This window comes from Streptomyces sp. NBC_00080 (assembly GCF_045041255.1).
In the GTDB taxonomy this organism is placed as follows: Bacteria; Actinomycetota; Actinomycetes; order Streptomycetales; family Streptomycetaceae; genus Streptomyces; species Streptomyces coriariae.
In genome coordinates, this window is the sequence record NZ_CP108236.1 from 360,190 (window position 1) to 378,084 (window position 17,895).

General features: G+C 69.3%; 12 protein-coding genes and 1 pseudogene. 4 read left to right on the forward strand and 9 right to left on the reverse strand.

Annotated features, from left to right (window positions below):
• Window positions 1-24 precede the first annotated feature (24 nt).
• From OHU34_RS45350 to OHU34_RS45375, 6 genes are read right to left on the reverse strand one after another with little or no spacing between them, the layout of a single operon-like run.
• Window positions 25-2,769, reverse strand: a complete 2,745-nt coding sequence (locus OHU34_RS45350) for a hypothetical protein (RefSeq protein WP_331733756.1) — start codon at window positions 2,767-2,769, stop codon at window positions 25-27.
• A gap of 1 nt (window position 2,770) precedes the next feature.
• Window positions 2,771-3,121 (reverse strand): hypothetical protein, encoded by a 351-nt coding sequence (locus OHU34_RS45355; protein WP_327187942.1) that lies wholly within the window; start codon window positions 3,119-3,121, stop codon window positions 2,771-2,773.
• Window positions 3,118-5,805, reverse strand: coding sequence for an ATP-binding protein (locus OHU34_RS45360; protein WP_331733757.1), 2,688 nt, complete (start codon window positions 5,803-5,805; stop codon window positions 3,118-3,120). Before OHU34_RS45360 ends, OHU34_RS45355 begins: the two co-directional genes overlap by 4 nt.
• Window positions 5,802-6,380, reverse strand: a complete 579-nt coding sequence (locus tag OHU34_RS45365; RefSeq protein ID WP_331733758.1) for a hypothetical protein — start codon at window positions 6,378-6,380, stop codon at window positions 5,802-5,804. Before OHU34_RS45365 ends, OHU34_RS45360 begins: the two co-directional genes overlap by 4 nt.
• Window positions 6,377-6,718, reverse strand: coding sequence for a hypothetical protein (locus OHU34_RS45370; protein WP_142270145.1), 342 nt, complete (start codon window positions 6,716-6,718; stop codon window positions 6,377-6,379). Before OHU34_RS45370 ends, OHU34_RS45365 begins: the two co-directional genes overlap by 4 nt.
• Window positions 6,715-7,647 (reverse strand): conjugal transfer protein, encoded by a 933-nt coding sequence (locus OHU34_RS45375; RefSeq protein WP_142270146.1) that lies wholly within the window; start codon window positions 7,645-7,647, stop codon window positions 6,715-6,717. The genes OHU34_RS45370 and OHU34_RS45375 overlap by 4 nt, the downstream gene beginning before the upstream one ends.
• Before the next feature lie 705 nt (window positions 7,648-8,352).
• Between OHU34_RS45375 and OHU34_RS45380 the strand changes: the two genes are divergently transcribed.
• From OHU34_RS45380 to OHU34_RS45395, 4 genes are all read left to right on the forward strand, one after another.
• Entirely contained in the window at window positions 8,353-9,792 is a 1,440-nt protein-coding gene (locus OHU34_RS45380) for a hypothetical protein (RefSeq protein ID WP_142270147.1), read from the forward strand.
• Window positions 9,789-11,234 carry a hypothetical protein gene (locus OHU34_RS45385; protein ID WP_235034769.1) on the forward strand — a complete coding sequence of 482 codons (1,446 nt, stop codon included), beginning with the start codon at window positions 9,789-9,791 and terminating at the stop codon, window positions 11,232-11,234. Before OHU34_RS45380 ends, OHU34_RS45385 begins: the two co-directional genes overlap by 4 nt.
• A gap of 393 nt (window positions 11,235-11,627) precedes the next feature.
• A complete protein-coding gene (locus OHU34_RS45390) occupies window positions 11,628-12,164 on the forward strand; it encodes a hypothetical protein (RefSeq protein ID WP_142270148.1) in 537 nt (178 codons plus the stop codon).
• 640 nt (window positions 12,165-12,804) lie between these two features.
• Window positions 12,805-14,049, forward strand: coding sequence for a hypothetical protein (locus tag OHU34_RS45395; protein ID WP_405772749.1), 1,245 nt, complete (start codon window positions 12,805-12,807; stop codon window positions 14,047-14,049).
• An 846-nt stretch (window positions 14,050-14,895) separates the two neighbouring features.
• Here the strand turns inward: OHU34_RS45395 and OHU34_RS45400 are convergent.
• From OHU34_RS45400 to OHU34_RS45410, 3 genes and pseudogenes are all read right to left on the reverse strand, one after another.
• A pseudogene (locus tag OHU34_RS45400) lies at window positions 14,896-15,220 on the reverse strand (IS110 family transposase); the annotation flags it as partial.
• 92 nt (window positions 15,221-15,312) lie between these two features.
• The gene (locus tag OHU34_RS45405; RefSeq protein ID WP_142270150.1) at window positions 15,313-16,617 is read right to left on the reverse strand and encodes a hypothetical protein; all 1,305 of its coding nucleotides are present in this window, start codon (window positions 16,615-16,617) and stop codon (window positions 15,313-15,315) included.
• A gap of 352 nt (window positions 16,618-16,969) precedes the next feature.
• A complete protein-coding gene (locus OHU34_RS45410; RefSeq protein ID WP_331733994.1) occupies window positions 16,970-17,794 on the reverse strand; it encodes an IS5 family transposase in 825 nt (274 codons plus the stop codon).
• Window positions 17,795-17,895: the final 101 nt, after the last annotated feature.

Here is a 17,895-nt window from a genome sequence, read left to right on the forward strand (position 1 = left end):
GCCGGACGCGGCGTCCAGGTCGGGTCACTCGTCCTCACCGTCCTCGGTCCCCCATCGGTCCCGCACCTGGCGCAGGCGGTTGAGCCGGTCGTCGTCGGGTGTGTTTCGCCGCATCAGCTCCCGCATCCGGGCCCGCGCCTCGTCGCGCGGGTTGCGCGCACTCCCGCTCTCGGGACGAACGGGCCTGCCCAGATCGGGCCGAGGCTGCGGCGCAGGGCCGTTCCGGGGCGGGAGCGATACCGGGGGCGGAGTTGCGGCGGGACCGCCCGCAGACGGAATGGGCCGTGCGGGGGCAGGGGCCGGACGGCCCGACGGTGCAGGGCGCGGACGGGGTGCCGGTCGGGGGGTGGCAGCCGGTGGAGCTGCGGTCGGCAGTCGGCGGCTGGCGAATGGACCCGAGCCACCGCTGTTCTCCCGGATAGCCCGGGACGCATGACGCCCCGTGTCGCCCCAGGCACGGCCGTCCTCGCGGACGGTGTTGCCCCACACCTGCACTTGCTGGCGAGCGTCCTGGGAGTAGCGCGAGCCCCCTGACCGTGCCCGGCGGACGTTGGCCGGCAGGCCGACTGTCGCCCCGTAGGCGGCCCGTCCGCCGCGGTTCAGGATGCGGTACCCGCGGAAGCGGACCAGACGGTTGTGGGCCCGGGTCGACAGCAGCGTGCGGTCGCTGTTCTGGTCGTGCAGCACCTGGCCGGTGTTGCGGTCGACGACCTGCCCCTGCTCGTTGCGGTACCGGTCGGGCGGTCCTGAGGGCCGCCGCGGCCCGGTACCGCCTGGACCACCGTCCCCGCCGTCCGACGGCCCGATCCCGCCCGGGTCGCCGTCGGCGGTGGGCTTGCGCCACTTGGCCAACTGCTCTCTGTCCGGGCGGCGGCCGATGAGTAGCCAGTGCGTGCCCTTCGCGCCGAATCGTGCGCCCAGCCCGCCCACGGCCGCGGCAGCGGTCAGTGGGGCCAGCCCCCGCCTGGCTTCGGCCGTTGCATCGGCGAGGATTCCGCCAGTGTCTGCTGGCATGCCTGCGCCGTCGAGCAACGAGGTGAGCGCGCCCATGAGCCGTTGGCGGGTGCCGAGCATTCCGTACCGGCCGCCCCCGCCGCCAGCGAACATGCGCAGTCCGCCGCCGTATCCGCCCGTTGCGGCGGGGGAGTTCATGGCGAGCGCGGCGCCGAGCTCGGAAGTGTCGCCAGGCATGTGGGTGCCGCCGACCTTCGCGTAGCGCATGCGCATGGCCATGCGCCGGCCGAAGGACGTGACGCCGGTCAGCAGGCGGCGGTGCCCGGCCGCGCCGGCGATGGCAAGGACGTCGATGAGCAGGATCCGCTCCACCACCAGGTCCGGCCCGTCGGTGATGGTCGCGTCGATGGCGATGCCGAAGAACGGGATGAACGCGCAGATCCCGACCACGGCCAGGACCGCGATGCCCCAGATCGACAGCCACTTCCACACCGACTGGCGGGCAGGCCCGGGCAGCATGCCCGCGATGAAGGTGACGCCGCCGACGGCCGCTGCGGCGGCGCAGATGCCCTGGGTGCCGAGCAGCACGATCGCCGAGGAGAGCAGCATGCCGCAGATGAACAGTGCGGCGATCAGCAGCAGTCCAGCTCCGCCGACTCGCCACCAGGTGGGTTTCTCGGCGTAGGCGGCGCAGGACTTGCCGACCTCGCCGGCCCGTTTCATGTCCGCGAGGAACACGTTGAATTCGCGGTCTTCGTCGGTGACGAGCGCGTTGGTGGTGTCCAGCAGCTCACCGCCGGGAGTCAGTGCCGGAAGCCCGTCGCCACTGGCGTCAGCGTTCGTGACGCCCTCGATGTAGCCCCGCTCGCAGTACTGCTTGGCCGGGCCGTGAATCTTGCTGCACGCCTCCTTTCCCTCGTCGGTGACCTTGGCGTTGCCTACCTTGTATCCGCCGGTGATCCACTTCAGGTGGACGGCGTAGGCCTTGCGGTCGGCGGGCCGGGCCGGGTCGAGGATGCGTCCGTACTGCAGGAGCATGTACGGCTTGACGATCAGTGCATTGGTGATGCTGTCCTGGATGGGACGGGCCACTTCCGATGATGAGACCGGTCCTTCGCCCTCACGCTCCTCACACTTGATCTCGGCGTTTCCAGCCATGCCGGCGCATGGGTCATAGCTGGCGAGCTTGCCGCCCCAGTCATAGGAGTTGACGCTCTGCTGAGCGACCTCCGCGGCCACCTGCTGGGACTGCCCCAGCGGTCCGTTTTGGCTGAGCAGCGTGTCGGGGCGGATCAGAGCCGAAGCGGCGAACGCCCCGATGAGCAGTGTCAGGAAGATCTCGCCCAGACCGCGGCCGACGCGACCGCGCACGATCATGAAACCGGCGAAGACAAACGCCCAGGCCAGCAAAAGCCCCTTCAACCCCAGGGTGTCGACGACCACGTTGTCGTAGGTGTCTGCGACCTTCTGCGCCGGGCGGGTGAGGATCTTCAGCAGCGGGAACCTGAACGCGACCTCGATCGCCCACCCCGCCAGCCCGACCAGCAGCCGGATCAGGGTGAACACCCCGGACAGGGCGAAAGAGAGGGCCTGCGTCTTGAAAGCGACGATGGACCCGCCCTCGGAGTTCAGGTCGTACCCGTCGATCGGCACACCCTCGGACGAGGTGATGTTCAGCGGGGCAAGCAGGTCTCCGGTCTCGCTGTTGCTGCTGCTGGCCGCGTACACGACCTGGCTGTTCACCAGAAGGAACACGCCGGTGAGCACCACCACGAAGCCAGCCGAACGCAGAGTCACGCGGTCTGGACGGAACACTTCAGCGCCGCCTTTGCCCAGCAGCGGACCGCAGCCGCCACACCACCAGGGCAGCCACACCGGCACCGGCGGCCACCAGCCTCCACGCAGCACCGGCAGTGTCCTGCTGACCGGCGGCGGTGGTGGCCCCGCGCTCGCAGTACGCCTTGGCCGGCCCGACGATCAAGGCGCAGGGATCGTGGTGCGCGGGGCGGGCATCGGCGGCGAACGCCTGCCCGGTGTGCGGCCACCAGGCGTCCGGCAGGCCGACCCCGAGGGCAAGGATGACCGCGCCGGCGATGACGGCGATCACAGTGAGGACGCTCACGACCGCGGCGATGCGCCGGGAACGGTCCCAGGACGAAGTGGTCATCGGACGTGCTCCTTCGGACGGGCGTCCACGGCCTCACCCACAGCGGGTGCGGAGCGCGGTGCGGCGCTCATGCGGCGTCCTGGCGTGGTGGTGATGGAGGTGGTGATGCGTGGGATGCGGGGGATGGAGACCTTGATGCGGCCGGTGTTCTGCCGCGGGCAGGTCAGCAGGAACTCGCCCTCCCGGCCCTTCTGGCCGACGGGGGACAGGCCGGTGGTCACCAGCCGCAGCAGCTCCGGGTCGCCTGGGTCGAGGCCGACGAACTCCAGGCCGCGGCGGGCACGTTCGCGATCCGCGGTCCGGGCGAGCGCCCGGTAGGCCATCAGGCCGCGGTCGGGGCCGAGTTCCTCGGCTTCGTGGGATGCGCCGAGCAGGCCGGCGCCGTGTTTACGGCCGTCGTGGAGGATCTCGTGGACCAGGGCGGTGCCCTCCGCGGACGAGGTGAGCCAGTACAACTCGTCCAGGACCACGGCGGTGAACCGCTCCGGGTCCTCGAACGCGGTCTGGCGGGCGATCGCGGCAATCAGATAGAGCACCGCGCGCCCGATCAGCGCCTCCAGCGGCTGCTGGTGCAGAACCTCCGGATTGGCGAACGCGGCCTTCGGCGGCAGTTTCAGACCGGTCGTGGTGATCACGATCATGTCGGAGTTGCTGGAGGCGTCCAGCCGTACCGGCGGCAGCGAAGGGTCGAAAACCATCGCAGCCAGGGAGTTAGTGGCGACGACGCGGATGAGGCCGGCGAGGGTGGCCGCCGCGTCCTGCCGCTTGCCCGCCTCGCTCGTGGCCATCTCTTCGAGGACCCCAAGGACGCGGTGCATGGACGGCTCCGAGCCAGCGGCGGCCTGCTCCACTGCGTGGTGCAGGACCTCGCCGCTGGTGCTCATCGGGCCGATGCCGAGCTGCAGGGTCAGGTAGGACAGGGCGTAGTGCCGTCCCTCAGGCCCGGTGAACATCCGCAGGGGGTCGATGGACACCTCGGCCTGCGCGGCGTCGATGATCTGGACGCGGCCCTTCGCGGCGGTTCGGGCGAAGGTGGCCCACTCGCGCACGGGGGTGCGGTCGATGCAGATCGCGCATCCGCCACGTGCCCACACAGCCTCGGCGATCAGCTTCTGCAGCACGCTCTTCCCAGCGCCGAGATCGCCGACGATGCCCATCGAGGCAGAGGCGTCCACCCTGGGCGCATCCGCCACGTTGATCATCACGGGTCGGGTGGTGCCGCAGTCCAGGTCGATGCCGAGGAACATGCCGTTCGGGTCGCCGACCTCCGCGGCGGTGAAGGCCCCGGAAAGCGCCCAATCCTCGCCGACCTGATGCTGGGTGAACTCCCGCACCACACCGGGCCGCACCGTGCCGGGCAGGCCCAGAGTGAAGAGGGCCTCCTGCAGGCCAGCCGGGCGCACAGCGCGGTAGTCGGCGCCGCCGAGCAGCGCAACCAGGGCGCGAGCCCGGGCGTCGCAGACGGAAGCGGTCGGCCCCCACACCGTCAGCACGGTTACGGACTGGACCTCGACCTCCACGCTGGTGCGGGAGAGACGGGCGTCCAGCTCGCCGAGGTCCCGGGCTGCCTCGGTGAGCGAGGCGGGCATGCCGGTGGGGCGGGCGTCATACTGGTCCGCTTGGTCGATCAGCTCGTTCTTCTTGCGCCGGACCTGGCCGCGGGCCTTCTCCGCGGGCACAAGGGTGAGGTCGACGGTGTAGTCGACGGGGAAGTCCAGCAGCTCCAGCTGGGCGAACAGATCAGCGGCGTCCTGGCCGACGGCGGGCGGGCACTCGGCCAGCGCCAACTGCGCCTGGTAGCCCACCCCGATGTCCGTCTCGACCTGCAGCCAGCGCCGCCCGAGCGGCGAGCCGGTGTTCAGCCGCCACCAGGCCTTGCGTCCCGACCGCGTGAGCTGTCCCGCGCTCTTGAGCTCGTCGACGTCGTCGAGCTCGGGGTCGATACCGCCTTCCTGCAGGCGAACCTGCCCGAGGTCGGCGTAGCTGGGGGAGCGCAGCACCCCGTCCCGGATGCGCCCGCCGTACAGTTCGCTGCTCTCGGCCTCGGCCAGCAGCGGCTCCGCGAGACCGCGGTGGAGGGCGTGCTCGATCATCCACACGATCTCCGCCGGGCGGGCGGGGCGGAAAGCTATGCCGCCGGCGAGCGCTGCCTCCACCCGGGAAGCCTGCTCGCGGTAGGCGCTCACCTCGCGCCGGGCCACCAGCGCCGGACGCATGCCCAGCATCGGGGACAGCTCGGCCCACGCCGCGCCGAGGGACGCCGACACCTGCATGCCGGCGCTCTCGGTCCGCAGCGGCACCGCCAGCCACAGGGTGCGCCGGTGCATCTCCTGGTCGTCCAGCAGGTCCAGGGTGGCCTCGACGTTCTCCACCCACGGGCGCCGGCCCGCATCGGGTACCTGGTCGGCCGGCGCGATGCCCTCGATCATGCGCAGGGCGACCTCGCCCGGGTCGACCTGCGCGCACAGCCCGAACAGGCGCGGCGCCCCGGGCAACGACCGCACCAAATGTGTGATCTTGGCGAGCTGTTCGTCACGGACGGCAGCGGGAACGTACGTGCCCTGAACGGTCTCCTCCACCCGTCCCTGCGCGTCCGGGCCGGGGTGAAGACGATAGAGGGCCCACACGCTGCCCTGCGTCGACCACACCAGGTGCCCGGCGATGTGCCGGATCGGAACCCTCACCGTGCACCTCCGCCCTGCCCGGCGAGGGCGAGCAGCTGCTGCACACCCGACACCGGACGCGCCGGCGCTGCGGGAGCCGCTGGCTCCGCGGGCTGGCGCGTGGACGAGCGACCGGCTACCGGGTCCGGGCGCGCTGCCCGGGAGGCACGCTGCAAACCCGGACGAGTCGGAGCGGCCGCCGCGGCGAGCGCGGGCGCATCCTCGATCGTGAAACCGCCGAGCAAGGGACGGGACCCGCGGTCGCGGGCGGCCCGCCCGCCGATCCGCCCTCCGCGGGGCTGCCAGGTAAGCAGCACCCAACCCAACGCCGCCTGCATCGGGGCACGCCCCCGGATCTTCGGCCGCCGCACGGCCCAGATCGTCAGCAGCCAGGCCACGAGCGGAACCGGCCCCATCCACGACCACCACGCAATGGTCTTGATGAGCAGAAAACCGCCGACGACGGCGACCGCGATCTGCGCGGGGGTGTACGGGCCGAGCGGGATCTTCCAGTCGGCAACCTTGCCCAGCACCCACGGGTGACGGCGGGCTGAGGTGTAGAAGCGGCCCACCCGTGCCGCGGCGGCCGCGCTCACAGCCGGCCCCCGACGCCCGGCGAGTGGTCACGAGAGGCCGGGAGTTCGGACCGGACAACCCCCGGAGCGGCGGGCGCGCCCTTGGACGGGTTCTTCACCTCGTCGGTGAACATGTTCGCCAGGTCGTTGCGCGAGTTGTACAGACCGAGCGCGATCACCATCAGCAGCAGGGCGCCGATCCCCGCCTTCAACGAGAACTTCTGGATCATGGTGACGACGACGAGGACGAGCAGACCGGCCTGCAGGCCCTTGGCCGCCCAGTTCTTGAACATAGTGATCCACGAGTTGCCGAGGTCGTCCAGCTGCCCGGCGAGCATCAGGCTGTGCACCGTGTTCACTGCGCACCGCCCACCTGAGCGGTCCCGGACTCCAGAGCCGCGACTTCCCACCGGCCCGAGCGGGCCTCGAGAGCCAGCTCGTACGCCAGCGGCCACCGGCCGTCGGCGTCCCGAGCCTCCACCTGGACCAGGGCACGCACCTTCGTGCCGTCGGCCGGCACCTGCCCGGCGGCCGCGGCCTCCTCGACAGCGGACACCTGCTCGACGGAGACCGCCTGGTACGGGGCGGGAGAGACAGCCGACAGCCTCACACCGGGAGCCAGGTAGCGGCTCACCTCCCCAGAACCGGTCAGGTACGCGGCGAAGAACTCCCCGACCGCGGACGACAAATCACCCTCAGGGACAGTCACGCCGTACGACGACTTCGCCACCTCGGCCCGGGCAGGACCGGCCACCACGCCGGGCGCACCGGTCACCGCGAACGAGGCGCCCGCGCCGCCAGCAGCAACCGGCACGGCGTAGTAGCGCAACCGTCCATCGGCGTACTGCGCAGCCACCGTCACCGACCACGTGCCGCCGGTGCGCTGCGCACTGAGCACCGCCGTCACGGACTGCGGCTTCGACTGCACACCCGCGGCCGGGTCCGGCAGTTCGACGTCGGGCGCGAGCGACTGCGCAAGCCGCGCCTGCGCAGTCGTCGCGGCGTCTGCGCTGCTGCGCAACCACGCGCTGACGAACAGCTGCGCATAGCCGCCCGGGTCGGCGGCGACCGCCGCAGTGCGCACGGCGGCGGGCTTGGCCGGGGTGGCCGCCTCGACCGTGGTCGGGGTGGAGGCGACGGCGATGCACAGGGCGATCGGGCCGGCTGCGATGACGGTCCAGACCGCCAGACGCGAGAAGCGTACGCGGCGGCGCATCGCCTCCAGGCGGGCACCGGCCGCCATCGGAGCAGCCGCCTCGCTCTGTGAGGTCTGCTTGCCAGGGGACATGGTCAAACTCCCAGGTCAGCACGGATGTTTCTGACCTCGAGAAAACCCGTCGACCCCGACCCGACCACCGACCACGAACCCCCGACCAAGGTCACGATGGGGACACGAAGTCCGTGGTCGGGGTCATGGTCGGCCCGACCATGACCCCGACCACGGGTCAGCCGCGAGCCGGCGGCAGGCCATCGTGTCCGGGGCGCATTGCCCGGACCGGCCACCGCCGTGCGATCACGTGCCGCCCGGCCGCTGGACCCCGACATCGATGCGCAGATGGAAGTCGGCCGGGCCGCGACAGACGCCTGCGCAGTGCGCCAGACGGACCTGCGCAAGAGAAGACCAGGAAGTCCGGGCGGACTGCGCAGCCAGCCCGGCACAACTCGACTGCGCAGGATCCTCGACCAGTTGCGCAGCCCGATTGCGCAACGCCCGTCCGAGCCTGCGTAGTCGGCTGCGCAATCACTGAGCGCCCGGGCTGAAGGCTCGTGGTCGGCCCGACCATGAGCCCGACCACGGCAGCTAGACGGCTCCGTTGCCGGATCGTGACCGATGGTCGGGGCTCGTGGCCGTCAGCCTGGTCGGGGTCGGCCGGTGAGCTGACGCCATGGAACACACGCACGCCTCCACGCCCAGGACCCCCGGCCGCCCCACCGCGGCGGGGCTGGTGTGCCGCCGTGTCCACTGCGCGCGGCGTGCGTCAGGGGCACGGCGGTGAGCCGCTTCGGGGTGGGGATCCGCCGGGGTGTCATGGCGGGCGATCAGTTCACCCAGATCGCCAACGCGCTGTTCCGTGACTCCGGGCTGTCGTTCAAAGCCAAGGGGATCTTCGGGTACGTCTCTACGCACAGGAGCGGCTGGCAGGTGACGGTCACCGACCTCGTCCGACTTGGCCCGGACGGACGCGAAGCGGTACGCACCGGCCTGAAGGAGCTCGAGGCACACGGCTACCTGATCCGTGAACGCCTGCGCCGCCCGGACGGCACCCTGGGCGAAGTCGTCTACTGCATCACGGACCGGCCGGCCGCCTTGGACATCGCACTGATCGAAGCCGACTTGGAGGTCACGGCTCCCGAGGCCGAGCACGCCGGCGGCCTCCCGGCGGGGATCCGGCGGGGCGTTATGGCGGCCGATCAGTTCACCCAGATCGCCAACGGGCTCTTCCGCGACACCCGGTTGTCCTTCAAGGCCAAGGGCCTGTTCGGACTGCTCTCCACGCACCGGGACGGCTGGCGGATGACGGTTGCCGACATCGCCCGCCGTGGACGCGACGGAGACTCAGCCGTCAAGAGCGGGCTGAAGGAGCTGGAGAAGCACGGCTTCCTGGTCCGGGAACGCGAGCGCGGCCCAGACGGCACCCTCGGCGCGGCCGCGTACTTCATCACCGACCTGCCCGCTCTGCAAAGCAGCAGGTCACAACCAGAGTCGGGTTTTCCACCAGTGGATGACCCTACGTTGGCTGATCGGTCCACTAAGAACACCAACAGAAAGAAGACCACTCAGCAGAAGACCAGCCCCCTCCGTCCGTGCCGTGGCGACGCGTCGCGAGCACCCGGACGGACGGACCGGCCGGACCCGCTGCCGTCGCCGCCGGCCGCGCCCGCGGCGGATGAGATGCACCCGGGCATCCTGCTGCTGCTCGACCTCGGGGCGGCTCGCCCCGAGCTGCTGCTGACCGGGCAGGCGCTGACCGACCAAGGCCGCGTCGTGACCGTGATGCTCGAATCCGGCTGGAGCCGCGAGCAGCTGCGGCACGTCATCGCTGCCCGGCCCCTGCCCCATCCGGTGCGAACCTCGGTCGGCGCGATCATCGCCGCCCGCCTGCGCGCCGCCCAGGCCTACCCGCCGCCCACCCGCGCGGCCGACCACCACGACCAGCCCGTGTGGGACGACCCGCCGCCGCAGCCGACGACCGGCTCCGCGGCCGCGCGCACAGTGAGCGAGGCCCTGACCTACCGGGCCCTGACCGAATGCGCCGGCTGCGGCGTTCCCGGAACCGCCCCCGGCGAAGACCTCTGCCCGGCCTGCCTCGGCTGGCCGCTCTGCCGCACCTGCCCCGGCCCCACACCCCGGCGCGCCCACCCCGACGGCGACGGCCGCTGCACCACGTGCGCCTCCGCCCTCACCGCCCAACCAGAAGGACTCAGCCCGTGACAGCCACGCTCCACACACCACCCCAGGCAGCGGCCGCGCACCACGAGCGCCCCTTCACCCGCGACCCGGGACGGTGGGAAAGAGAACGCTCCCGCGCCCTGCGGACCGGCCACGTCCGCGACCACACCTGCTCGGCCGCCTGCGAACTCGTGCTCGTCCACGAACGCACCCCCTGGGGCTGGCTCGCCTGGACCGTCCCCAGCGACGGCAGCCCGCCCGAGCTCCCCCACCGGATCGCGGTCCTCACTCCAACCGCCACCCGTACTCAGCGCCTAGCCCTGCGCTGGCTGACCAGGCGCCCCGCCCAGCGCATCACCCTGAACAGCGTCCCCGGGCCCCTGCGGTTCTCCGCCGCGGTCGCCGCGCTCGTCAGCCTGGTCGCCGGCCTGGTCGCCATGAGCCACGCATTCCCCGTCGACGTCGCCCTGCCGGCGATGCTCCTCGCCCCGCTGCTCGCCGAACACCTGCCCGACCGACTGGACATCTGGGCCCGCGAACACGTCCACATCGTCGAAGGCGACGATGCCTGCCGCTACCTGCAGCGCCTCGCCGCCCTGCACACCTCGCTCGTCCAGGCCGCCGTCGGCAGCGACCGCTACGAACTGCGCCGTTCGGCCGAACTCGGCCACAACCTGCTCTGGGATGCCGCCGGCCTCCTCCAGGCCCAGGACACCCGCTCCGCCCCGGACCGCCGCATCGCCTACGAGCGGCTGATGCTCCAACTCGCCCACCAAGTGGCCCAGATGCGCCCGGCATCCAAGCACGGAACGGCCAACACCGACCTGACCCGTGAGCCCGGGCCGCAGCTGGGCCCGTACCCACCGGGCACTCGGTCGACGCCACCCCCAGCACCTCACCGCGTTCCCGGCGCACCACCCTTGGAAGGAACCCTCCTCATGCCCCAGCCCGACCCCAGCCCCGCCCGCAAGCAGAACGTGTACCTGCTCTTCGCGCACGCGCCGTACTACCCCGGCCCCGGAACCCAGGAGATCAACACCACCGTCGTCGCCGCCGGCTCTCTGCTCCACCCGCAGGTGTGCCAGCCCGACGGTGTCCGGATCCACGACCTCCTTACCCGAGGACGGCAGCTGGACGAGATCGTTCCCCTGTCGACCCTCACCCACGAACTGGGCGGCGGCGTCGACTGGCCGGCCGTCGGCGACTGGGAGCGCGTAACCACCGACCTGGTACAGCTCGTCCACTCCGGCGACTGCGATGCCCTCAGCCTCGGCCTGCCCGAGATCGCGCGCGCCCTCGTCTGCACCAGTCCGGTCAGCCACGTGCGCGCCTTCGACGCCGCAACTGACGAGTTCATCGACTACGGCCCCGAAGAACGGGCCGCCGCGCTGGCCGAAGTGGGCACGCTCCTCGCCAGCCTCGTGGCTGACCAGGACCTGTGGCCCGGCGACGGTCTGCTCGCTCCGCTTGCTCGACGTCCGTGAGCCTGCCCCGGGCCCGGGCAGATCCCGGCTCCCTTCAACTGCCCAATCAGGGCAGAGAACTTCAGACGCTGACCGGATTCCAAACGCGGGCGGTGCGGGTCGGTCCTCTGCGCCTGCTCCTTCGACCTCTACAGCACGCCCGGTGATGGTCACGGCGCGATCTTCCACGCCCAGTGCCCAGGCTGCCCAGCCCAACAAAGGCCTTCGTCTGAACCGAGCGAGCTGATGCCGCCGACTCGCGCGCGCCTCCCCGCCCGCCGGACCACCTTGATCGTGTGGGTTGACTCCGTGCAGAGAAGCGAGATCTTCTGACTTGGAAACGACGCTGGACGAGGATTAGGCAACGCCGCTCTTCGACAGCGCCATCACGCAAACCCGCACGAGGTGAATCGCATGGAGCAGATCACGACGGCACTGATATCAGGTCTCGTAGCCCTGCTCGTTGGAGGTGGAAGCGCCCTCCTGTCCCTGACACAGATCCGCAGGGAGCACCGAAGGTGGCTGACCGATCTCAAGGTCGCATGGTCACTCGAACTCCATAAATCACGAATGGCGACCTACCCCGAGGCGCACAGAGGCCTCGCGCCGCTGTCACACGCCAGCCCGGACGCGGTCACCCCCCAAGTCGCCGGCGAGGTGGCCCAGCAGCTCAACAACTGGCTCTACTCCGCCGGCGGTCTATGCGCCGACGCCACCACCCGAGGTGCTCTGCTCGGCCTTCGTGAATGCTGTCGCAATTGGGCAGCGACAGGGGGGCCTGAGCCCGAGGACCTTTATGCCTGGCGCAACCTCCTGGGCACCTTCCTCCGCCGCGATCTTGATGTGCTCGGGCTCGAGTCCTATGACTTCGACCTGGACCCGACTCTGCTGAGCAAGCTGCAAAGAGAACTCGAGTCCGCACGCCGGCGACGGAACCGCAACGGAGACTGAAGAGGCCAGCACCGCAGGCCAACCCGCCCGGCCTGACTACCCCACACTTCATCCGTCGCTGCTTGTGCGGTTGGAGGCCCCTGCACAGGGAGCGGGTAGATGCTGCGGAGGTTGGCGGGTAGCTCTCCATGCGGCCCGTCCGATACGCACGTGTCCTCCGAGCTGAGCAGATCCTCGAAGGAGTGGTACGCGGCGACCCGCTTCACGATGACGTCGGGTTCTGGCCCGGTGTCCCGGTCGCGGAAGACGACCGTGTCACCGACTGTGACGGCGCATTTATGAGGGGTAGCCACCCTCGCTTCGATCGTCTTGCGGCCTGCTTCCACTTGGCGGTAGTACCGCCCGAGCAGGTGCATGTGGTGCTCGTGTGGTCCACCTCCGGTCGCCGGACTCGGGACGGCTGGGATCGCCTGCTGGGTGTCGTCGGGCACGTGCCTGCGTTCGATGTGGTCCGTCCGTTGCGGCGTTGGGATCGCAGGCGCGCCAGGGTGCGGTCGCTGCGCTCCTGTCTTTCCGGATCCGCCTGGGTGGCGCCACGGACGCCAACAGACGGACGGGAAGGGTCGCAGCGCCCGGTCTCTGTCGGTGGTCGCCCGTAGAGTCATTGCGGGGCGAGCGTGGCCTGCAACCTGACTGAGGGATGGACAAGTTGGTATCAGGACGTGCGACTGACCCGGAAGATGCGCGGCAGCTCATGCTTCGGAACGGGTGCGACTCGAAGGTGCCGTTTACCTCGAACAAGACGCCCTGGGAGAGTACGTGCATGAGGTGCCAGGGGGACATTGACCCGACGTACGACAGCATTTCCACGAAGGCCAAGCGACACGGGGATGCACCCCGGGGGTGTCGCCCGTGTGCTGACAAGGAGCGTGCAAAGAAGTTCAGGCTCGATGAGGACGAGCTGGCGAAGAGCGTCGTAGCCGCCAACATCGAGCCGCTGGAGCCGTACGAGAAGAACTCCAAGGGATGGGCATGTCGTTGCCTCAACGTCGGTTGCCCACGCGAGGGTAATCCGATCAAGGTACTCATGAAGGTGGTTCGGGCCGGCGGCATGGCCTGCCGTTTCTGCTCCAAGAAGGAGATCCACCCCGATGATGCCTTCAAGATGATGGTGGACTCGGGGCTGGTCGAGCCCAAGGTGCCCTACCCTGGCGTCGACATACCGTGGCTCGGCGAATGCCGCCGGTGTCACAAGGATGTGACCCCTCGTCTGAACGATGTCCGAAACGGTCAAGGAGCGTGCATACACTGCGCGCCCAACACTCCGCTGACCCCGCAGCAGGCATGGGACCGCGCCCTCTCCTACCGTTTTCTTCCCGATGATCTGCACACATTCAAGAGCACGAATACCCCTTGGCCGGGGACGTGCATCGAGTGCGGGGCCGAGGTAGAGGCCCGACTGGGCAACCTCTACCGGGGCCAGGGCGCCTGCAACTCCCAAAAGTGCAAGCTCACCGGCTTCAAGGACGACGCGCCGGGCCTAATCTACCTCCTTCATCGCTCGGATCCGGAGATAGTAAAGATCGGCATCTGTGAGGACGCCCCGCACAACAAGCGCCTTGAGAGCCACATCAACAATGGCTGGGAGGTCGCACAAACTCTTACTTTCCAGGTGGGACTCCACGCACGGCTGCTGGAGTCGACCATCAAGAGGTTGTGGTTCAAGGACCGGGCCTGGGCGGACGGCCGGGCCCGCGGAGAGGCGTGGTTTGACGGCTACACCGAGACGGTGCTGCTCGATGACCCAGAACGGACTGAACCGTGGACTTCGCTCACGACGCTGTCCCTGTGGACCGATGTCCAGGTCCAGGCGGAGCGGCTGGGCTTCGCGATGGATGAGCGGCGCGCTCTGGCCGAAGCCGAGGGAGGCGAGCAGCTGACCTGAGCGGGGCGAACGACGTGTCGTTCGGCTTGGACGTACGCGTGAGGACCCCTATGAGGGCGGACCGCGCAGTGTACTTGGCCCGTTCGCGAGGTGATGTCAGCGCGGCCTTGTCGCCGTGCAGGATGCAGGTCCCGGTGTCGTCCGGGCGAGCGGTGGCCCAGGAGCCGCAGCCGGGCGCGCCGATGACCAGGTGGTCGGCGGCCCAGTTCCGCACGAAGCCGGGATGCAAGTGGTCCAGCCCTCCCCCGAGCCTTGTCCGGCGGCGGCCCCGTGCGGGTGGTGTGGGCGCTGCCGCCGTCCGCGGCTTCGATCCGTTCCCCGAAGCGGGTGTTGAGGAACGTCTGACTCCAGCCGTGGCCGGCACGGTGCCCGAGTGTCATCGCCTCCAGGCGGGCCGACGCCGGACAGGGTCCATGACAAGTAGGAGGGCGAGGGCGAAATTCGCCCGAGCCTGTGGTGCCGACCCGGACGTCCTGCGAAGTCTCCGGGAGTCTGAAAAGCTCAGCGAGAAAGACCGCGGCCCGGCAGTGGATCCCGACGAACCTCCCATGCCAGCTACCGAACACTCCGCGCCGCCATCCGCATCCTGCACCTGCGCGCCGGGCGCCCCGCGCCCAACGACGTCGCACTCGCCACCCGCTGGTTACTGAGTACCGGCGCTGTCGCCTCCATCCTGGAAACCACGGTCTTACGGTACGGATCAGCATGGACAGGATCTGTGAGAGACGGTGAAGGCCGCGCCCCTTGGCTTCGTCCACGTACAGCTCAGACGGGCTGGACGCTCCGAGAGGCGTATCTGTTGTTCGGCCGGATCGTAGAGCAGCCGTCCTGGTGGCACGGCGTGAGGATGACCGTCAGCGAGCCGGCCAGGCTCGGGACGATCAACGCGGCCGCCTTGGTCCCCCGGGACCGTGACGGTCTGTTCGTCCAGCGCGGTGAATATCTCCTTGACCAGCCGCTCCGCCATCCTCGGCGCCTTCGGCCGCAGCAGCGTGACCAGCCGCCGACGGCCCGCCTTGCGTATCTGGGCCGGTGACCCGAACCGTTCCAGCAGCGTGAGAACGGACGGGTGCTGCAACCGCGGCCGCAACACCCGTTCCAGCGACGGATGGATCTGCGTCAGCAGCCCGTGCAGCCGGTTCGCGACCTGGGTGGCCTCGCCGGCGAGGTCAAAGGACGCAGTTTCCCGCCCCTCAAGGCCAGCCAGGCGATGCGGTCCGTCCCCTATGGTTTGGGCGACCAGGGCGGTAGTTCAGATGTTCGTCATGTTTGCTCATGCGCCTGTGCTGCGGCGTCCTGTTTTTCCCGCTGCCGACGTTCACGGCGGTCGAGATATTTCAAGATCGGCAGGATAAAGGGCGTCAGAAGTGCAGACGCGATGTCTGAAGCGCGTTCCTTGGCCTCTTCTCGCCGCCAGGTCTTCAGCTCCTCGCGAAGGGCGGGGGAGCCCTTGATGAGGGCCTTTCGGGCGGCCCGTGACTGCCGTTTGACGAGCTGCCGATTCAGCGTCGCCACGAGCTTGGTGTTGTGACGTTCGCGAGCGGCCTTGTGGAAGCGTCGCACGGTCTCGGGAGGGGCGTGGTCTGCGAGCGCGGCAATCAGATTTCCGGTCCAGTCGCTGCTGTGGATCTTGCCGGAGGAGATCATCCCTACAGAACGGTAGAGCTCCAGAGGGTCCGCGAAGCGCGCAATCGCCGTCATCATGCGCTGCTGGTCAAACATCCGCTGGGAGCTGTGGAACTGGTTCCAGATTGCTCGTGCTGTGGTGAGCGGTTCGGTCTGGCTCAGGTGCTCGATCGCTGCTTCTGCCGTCTGGTCCTCGTCCTGGTCCCGCCACTGAGCCACCTGCTCGACGAAGCGTTCTGCGATTACGTTCATCGCAGCGGCGCGCGGAGGCGCCTGCTCCCACCGGGCGAGCTCCGCTGCCGTTTCGGCTGCTGCCCGCGTCATCATGGCCGCCTCGCTGCGTTGCAGGCGCAGGAGCGCTTCGGCCTGTGCGACCTGGTCCTGGAGCTCGTCGATGCGCCGCTGCGCGGCATCGCGCTGCGCCTGGAGGGCGGCGATCTGCTCTTCGGTCCGGGACGACAGATCCTTGAGTTCTTCCTCGGCCTCTTGCCGCAGCCGACGTTCGGCCTCCAGTTCGCTGTTGAGAGAGGTCAGCTGTTGGGCCGTGCGTTGCCGTTCCTGCTCGATCGCTTCGGCTGCCTCAGCAAGTTTGTGTTCCCGCGCTTTCAGCGCGGCTCCGCTCGCGCGGGCTGCTTCATACATCAGTGTGCGCGTCAACGACACTTCCTGCGGGTCGACCTCGGTGCCCTCTTCTTCGGCCAGGACCCGATGAAACCGTGCCGCCAGCGCATGACGGGGGACCTCGCGCCCGTTTAGGAACTTCGACAGGCGCGTCTTGTCCACGCGCATGCCCTCGTCACTCAGCCGTTCCGCCACCTCGTACGAGGGCAGGTCCATTCGTTCGTGCAGCTCGCGCAGGCGCTGTGCGCATCGCTGCACCTCGATGGAGAGGTTCTCGTCGAGCTCAGCGAGTCCGCGCCGCTGCGGGAGCCTCTCACCCACGACCTTCACCTCCTCGTGTTGCAGCCCAGGCAACTTGCGCTGGCCTGCGGCAATGTGCAGGTGCGGCCTGCCGCAACCATGCGTGACACCGGTGTGATCGGACCCTATCCAACCGGCTTAACCCATGGAGCGGAAATGCCCACTCAGCCCTTTCGTCCCTCCCACCGGGGGGTCCACGAAAAGCAGTTGTGTACGTCGCTGCGACCTGTGCACGTGAACGGCACCCACGAACAGCCGGGGCGTGCCAAGTGAGCATCCATGACCTTGTACTCCTCATGCTCGCCCTGGCTACAGGCCTGCTGTTCGCCTTACTTAGTGAGCGTTTGATTTTCTGATGTCTGTTTCGTTTCGCTTAGCTGTCGCGCCAGTTGTGGGTGGCTTCGTGGGTGAGGCGGCGGGTCATGAGGTTGATGGCGGCGAGTTGGATCATGGCTGCTGATCGGTGTGGGTGGGTTTCGTAGTCGCGGGCCAGGCGGCGGTGGTGCATGAGCCAGCCGAGGGTGCGTTCGATGACCCAGCGGCGGGGTTGGACGTGGAAGCCGCGGGTGGTGGGGTCGCGTTGGACGATTTCGAGGTCGATGCCGAGGTGGGCGGCGTGTTCGACGGCTTTGGTCTTGTAGCCGTTGTCGGCCCAGGCTTTGGTGATGGTGGGGTGGCGTTCGCGGATTTTGGTCAGGAGCTGGGTGCCGGCGGCGGAGTCGTGGACGCTGGCGGCGGTGACGGCGACGGCCAGCAGGAGGCCGAGTGTGTCGGTGACGATGTGCCGCTTGCGTCCGATGATTTTCTTGGCGGGGTCGATGCCTTGGCTGGTCAGGGGGACGGTGGCGGAGGTTTTGACGCTCTGGCTGTCGATCAGGCAGGCGCTGGGCTCGCTGGTGCGGCCTTCGGCCTGGCGGACTTTGCCGCGTAACAGCCCGGTGAGCTGGTCGAAGATGCCGTCGGTCTCCCAGTGGGCGAAGTAGCCGTAGACGGTCTGGTGGGGCGGGAAGTCATGGGGCAGGTAGCGCCAGGGGATGCCGGTGCGGTCGACGTAGAGGATGGCGTTCATCAGGGCGCGCAGGTCGTGGGTGGGTTTGCGGATGCCGTTGCGGGCCTGGCGCCAGGCTTCGAGGGTGGGGCGGATGAGTTCCCAGCGGGCGTCGGACAGGTCGCTGGGGTAGGGCCGTGAGGGCTGCATGATGTCTGGGTATGCGGTCGCGGCCGGGCTGAGCAGGGCGTGTGCGGGGGCGTTGGGTGCACCGGGGCGTGCGTCCTCCATCTCGGGTGAACCGGTAGGTT

Excerpts from the sequence above, each read along its gene's own strand:
- OHU34_RS45355 (WP_327187942.1), bottom strand. The coding sequence starts at position 3,121 with ATGACCACTTCGTCCTGGGACCGTTCCCGGCGCATCGCCGCGGTCGTG.
- OHU34_RS45375 (WP_142270146.1), bottom strand. The coding sequence starts at position 7,647 with ATGTCCCCTGGCAAGCAGACCTCACAGAGCGAGGCGGCTGCTCCGATG.
- OHU34_RS45390 (WP_142270148.1), top strand. The coding sequence starts at position 11,628 with ATGGAGCAGATCACGACGGCACTGATATCAGGTCTCGTAGCCCTGCTC.
- OHU34_RS45395 (WP_405772749.1), top strand. The coding sequence starts at position 12,805 with ATGGACAAGTTGGTATCAGGACGTGCGACTGACCCGGAAGATGCGCGG.
- OHU34_RS45410 (WP_331733994.1), bottom strand. The coding sequence starts at position 17,794 with ATGCAGCCCTCACGGCCCTACCCCAGCGACCTGTCCGACGCCCGCTGG.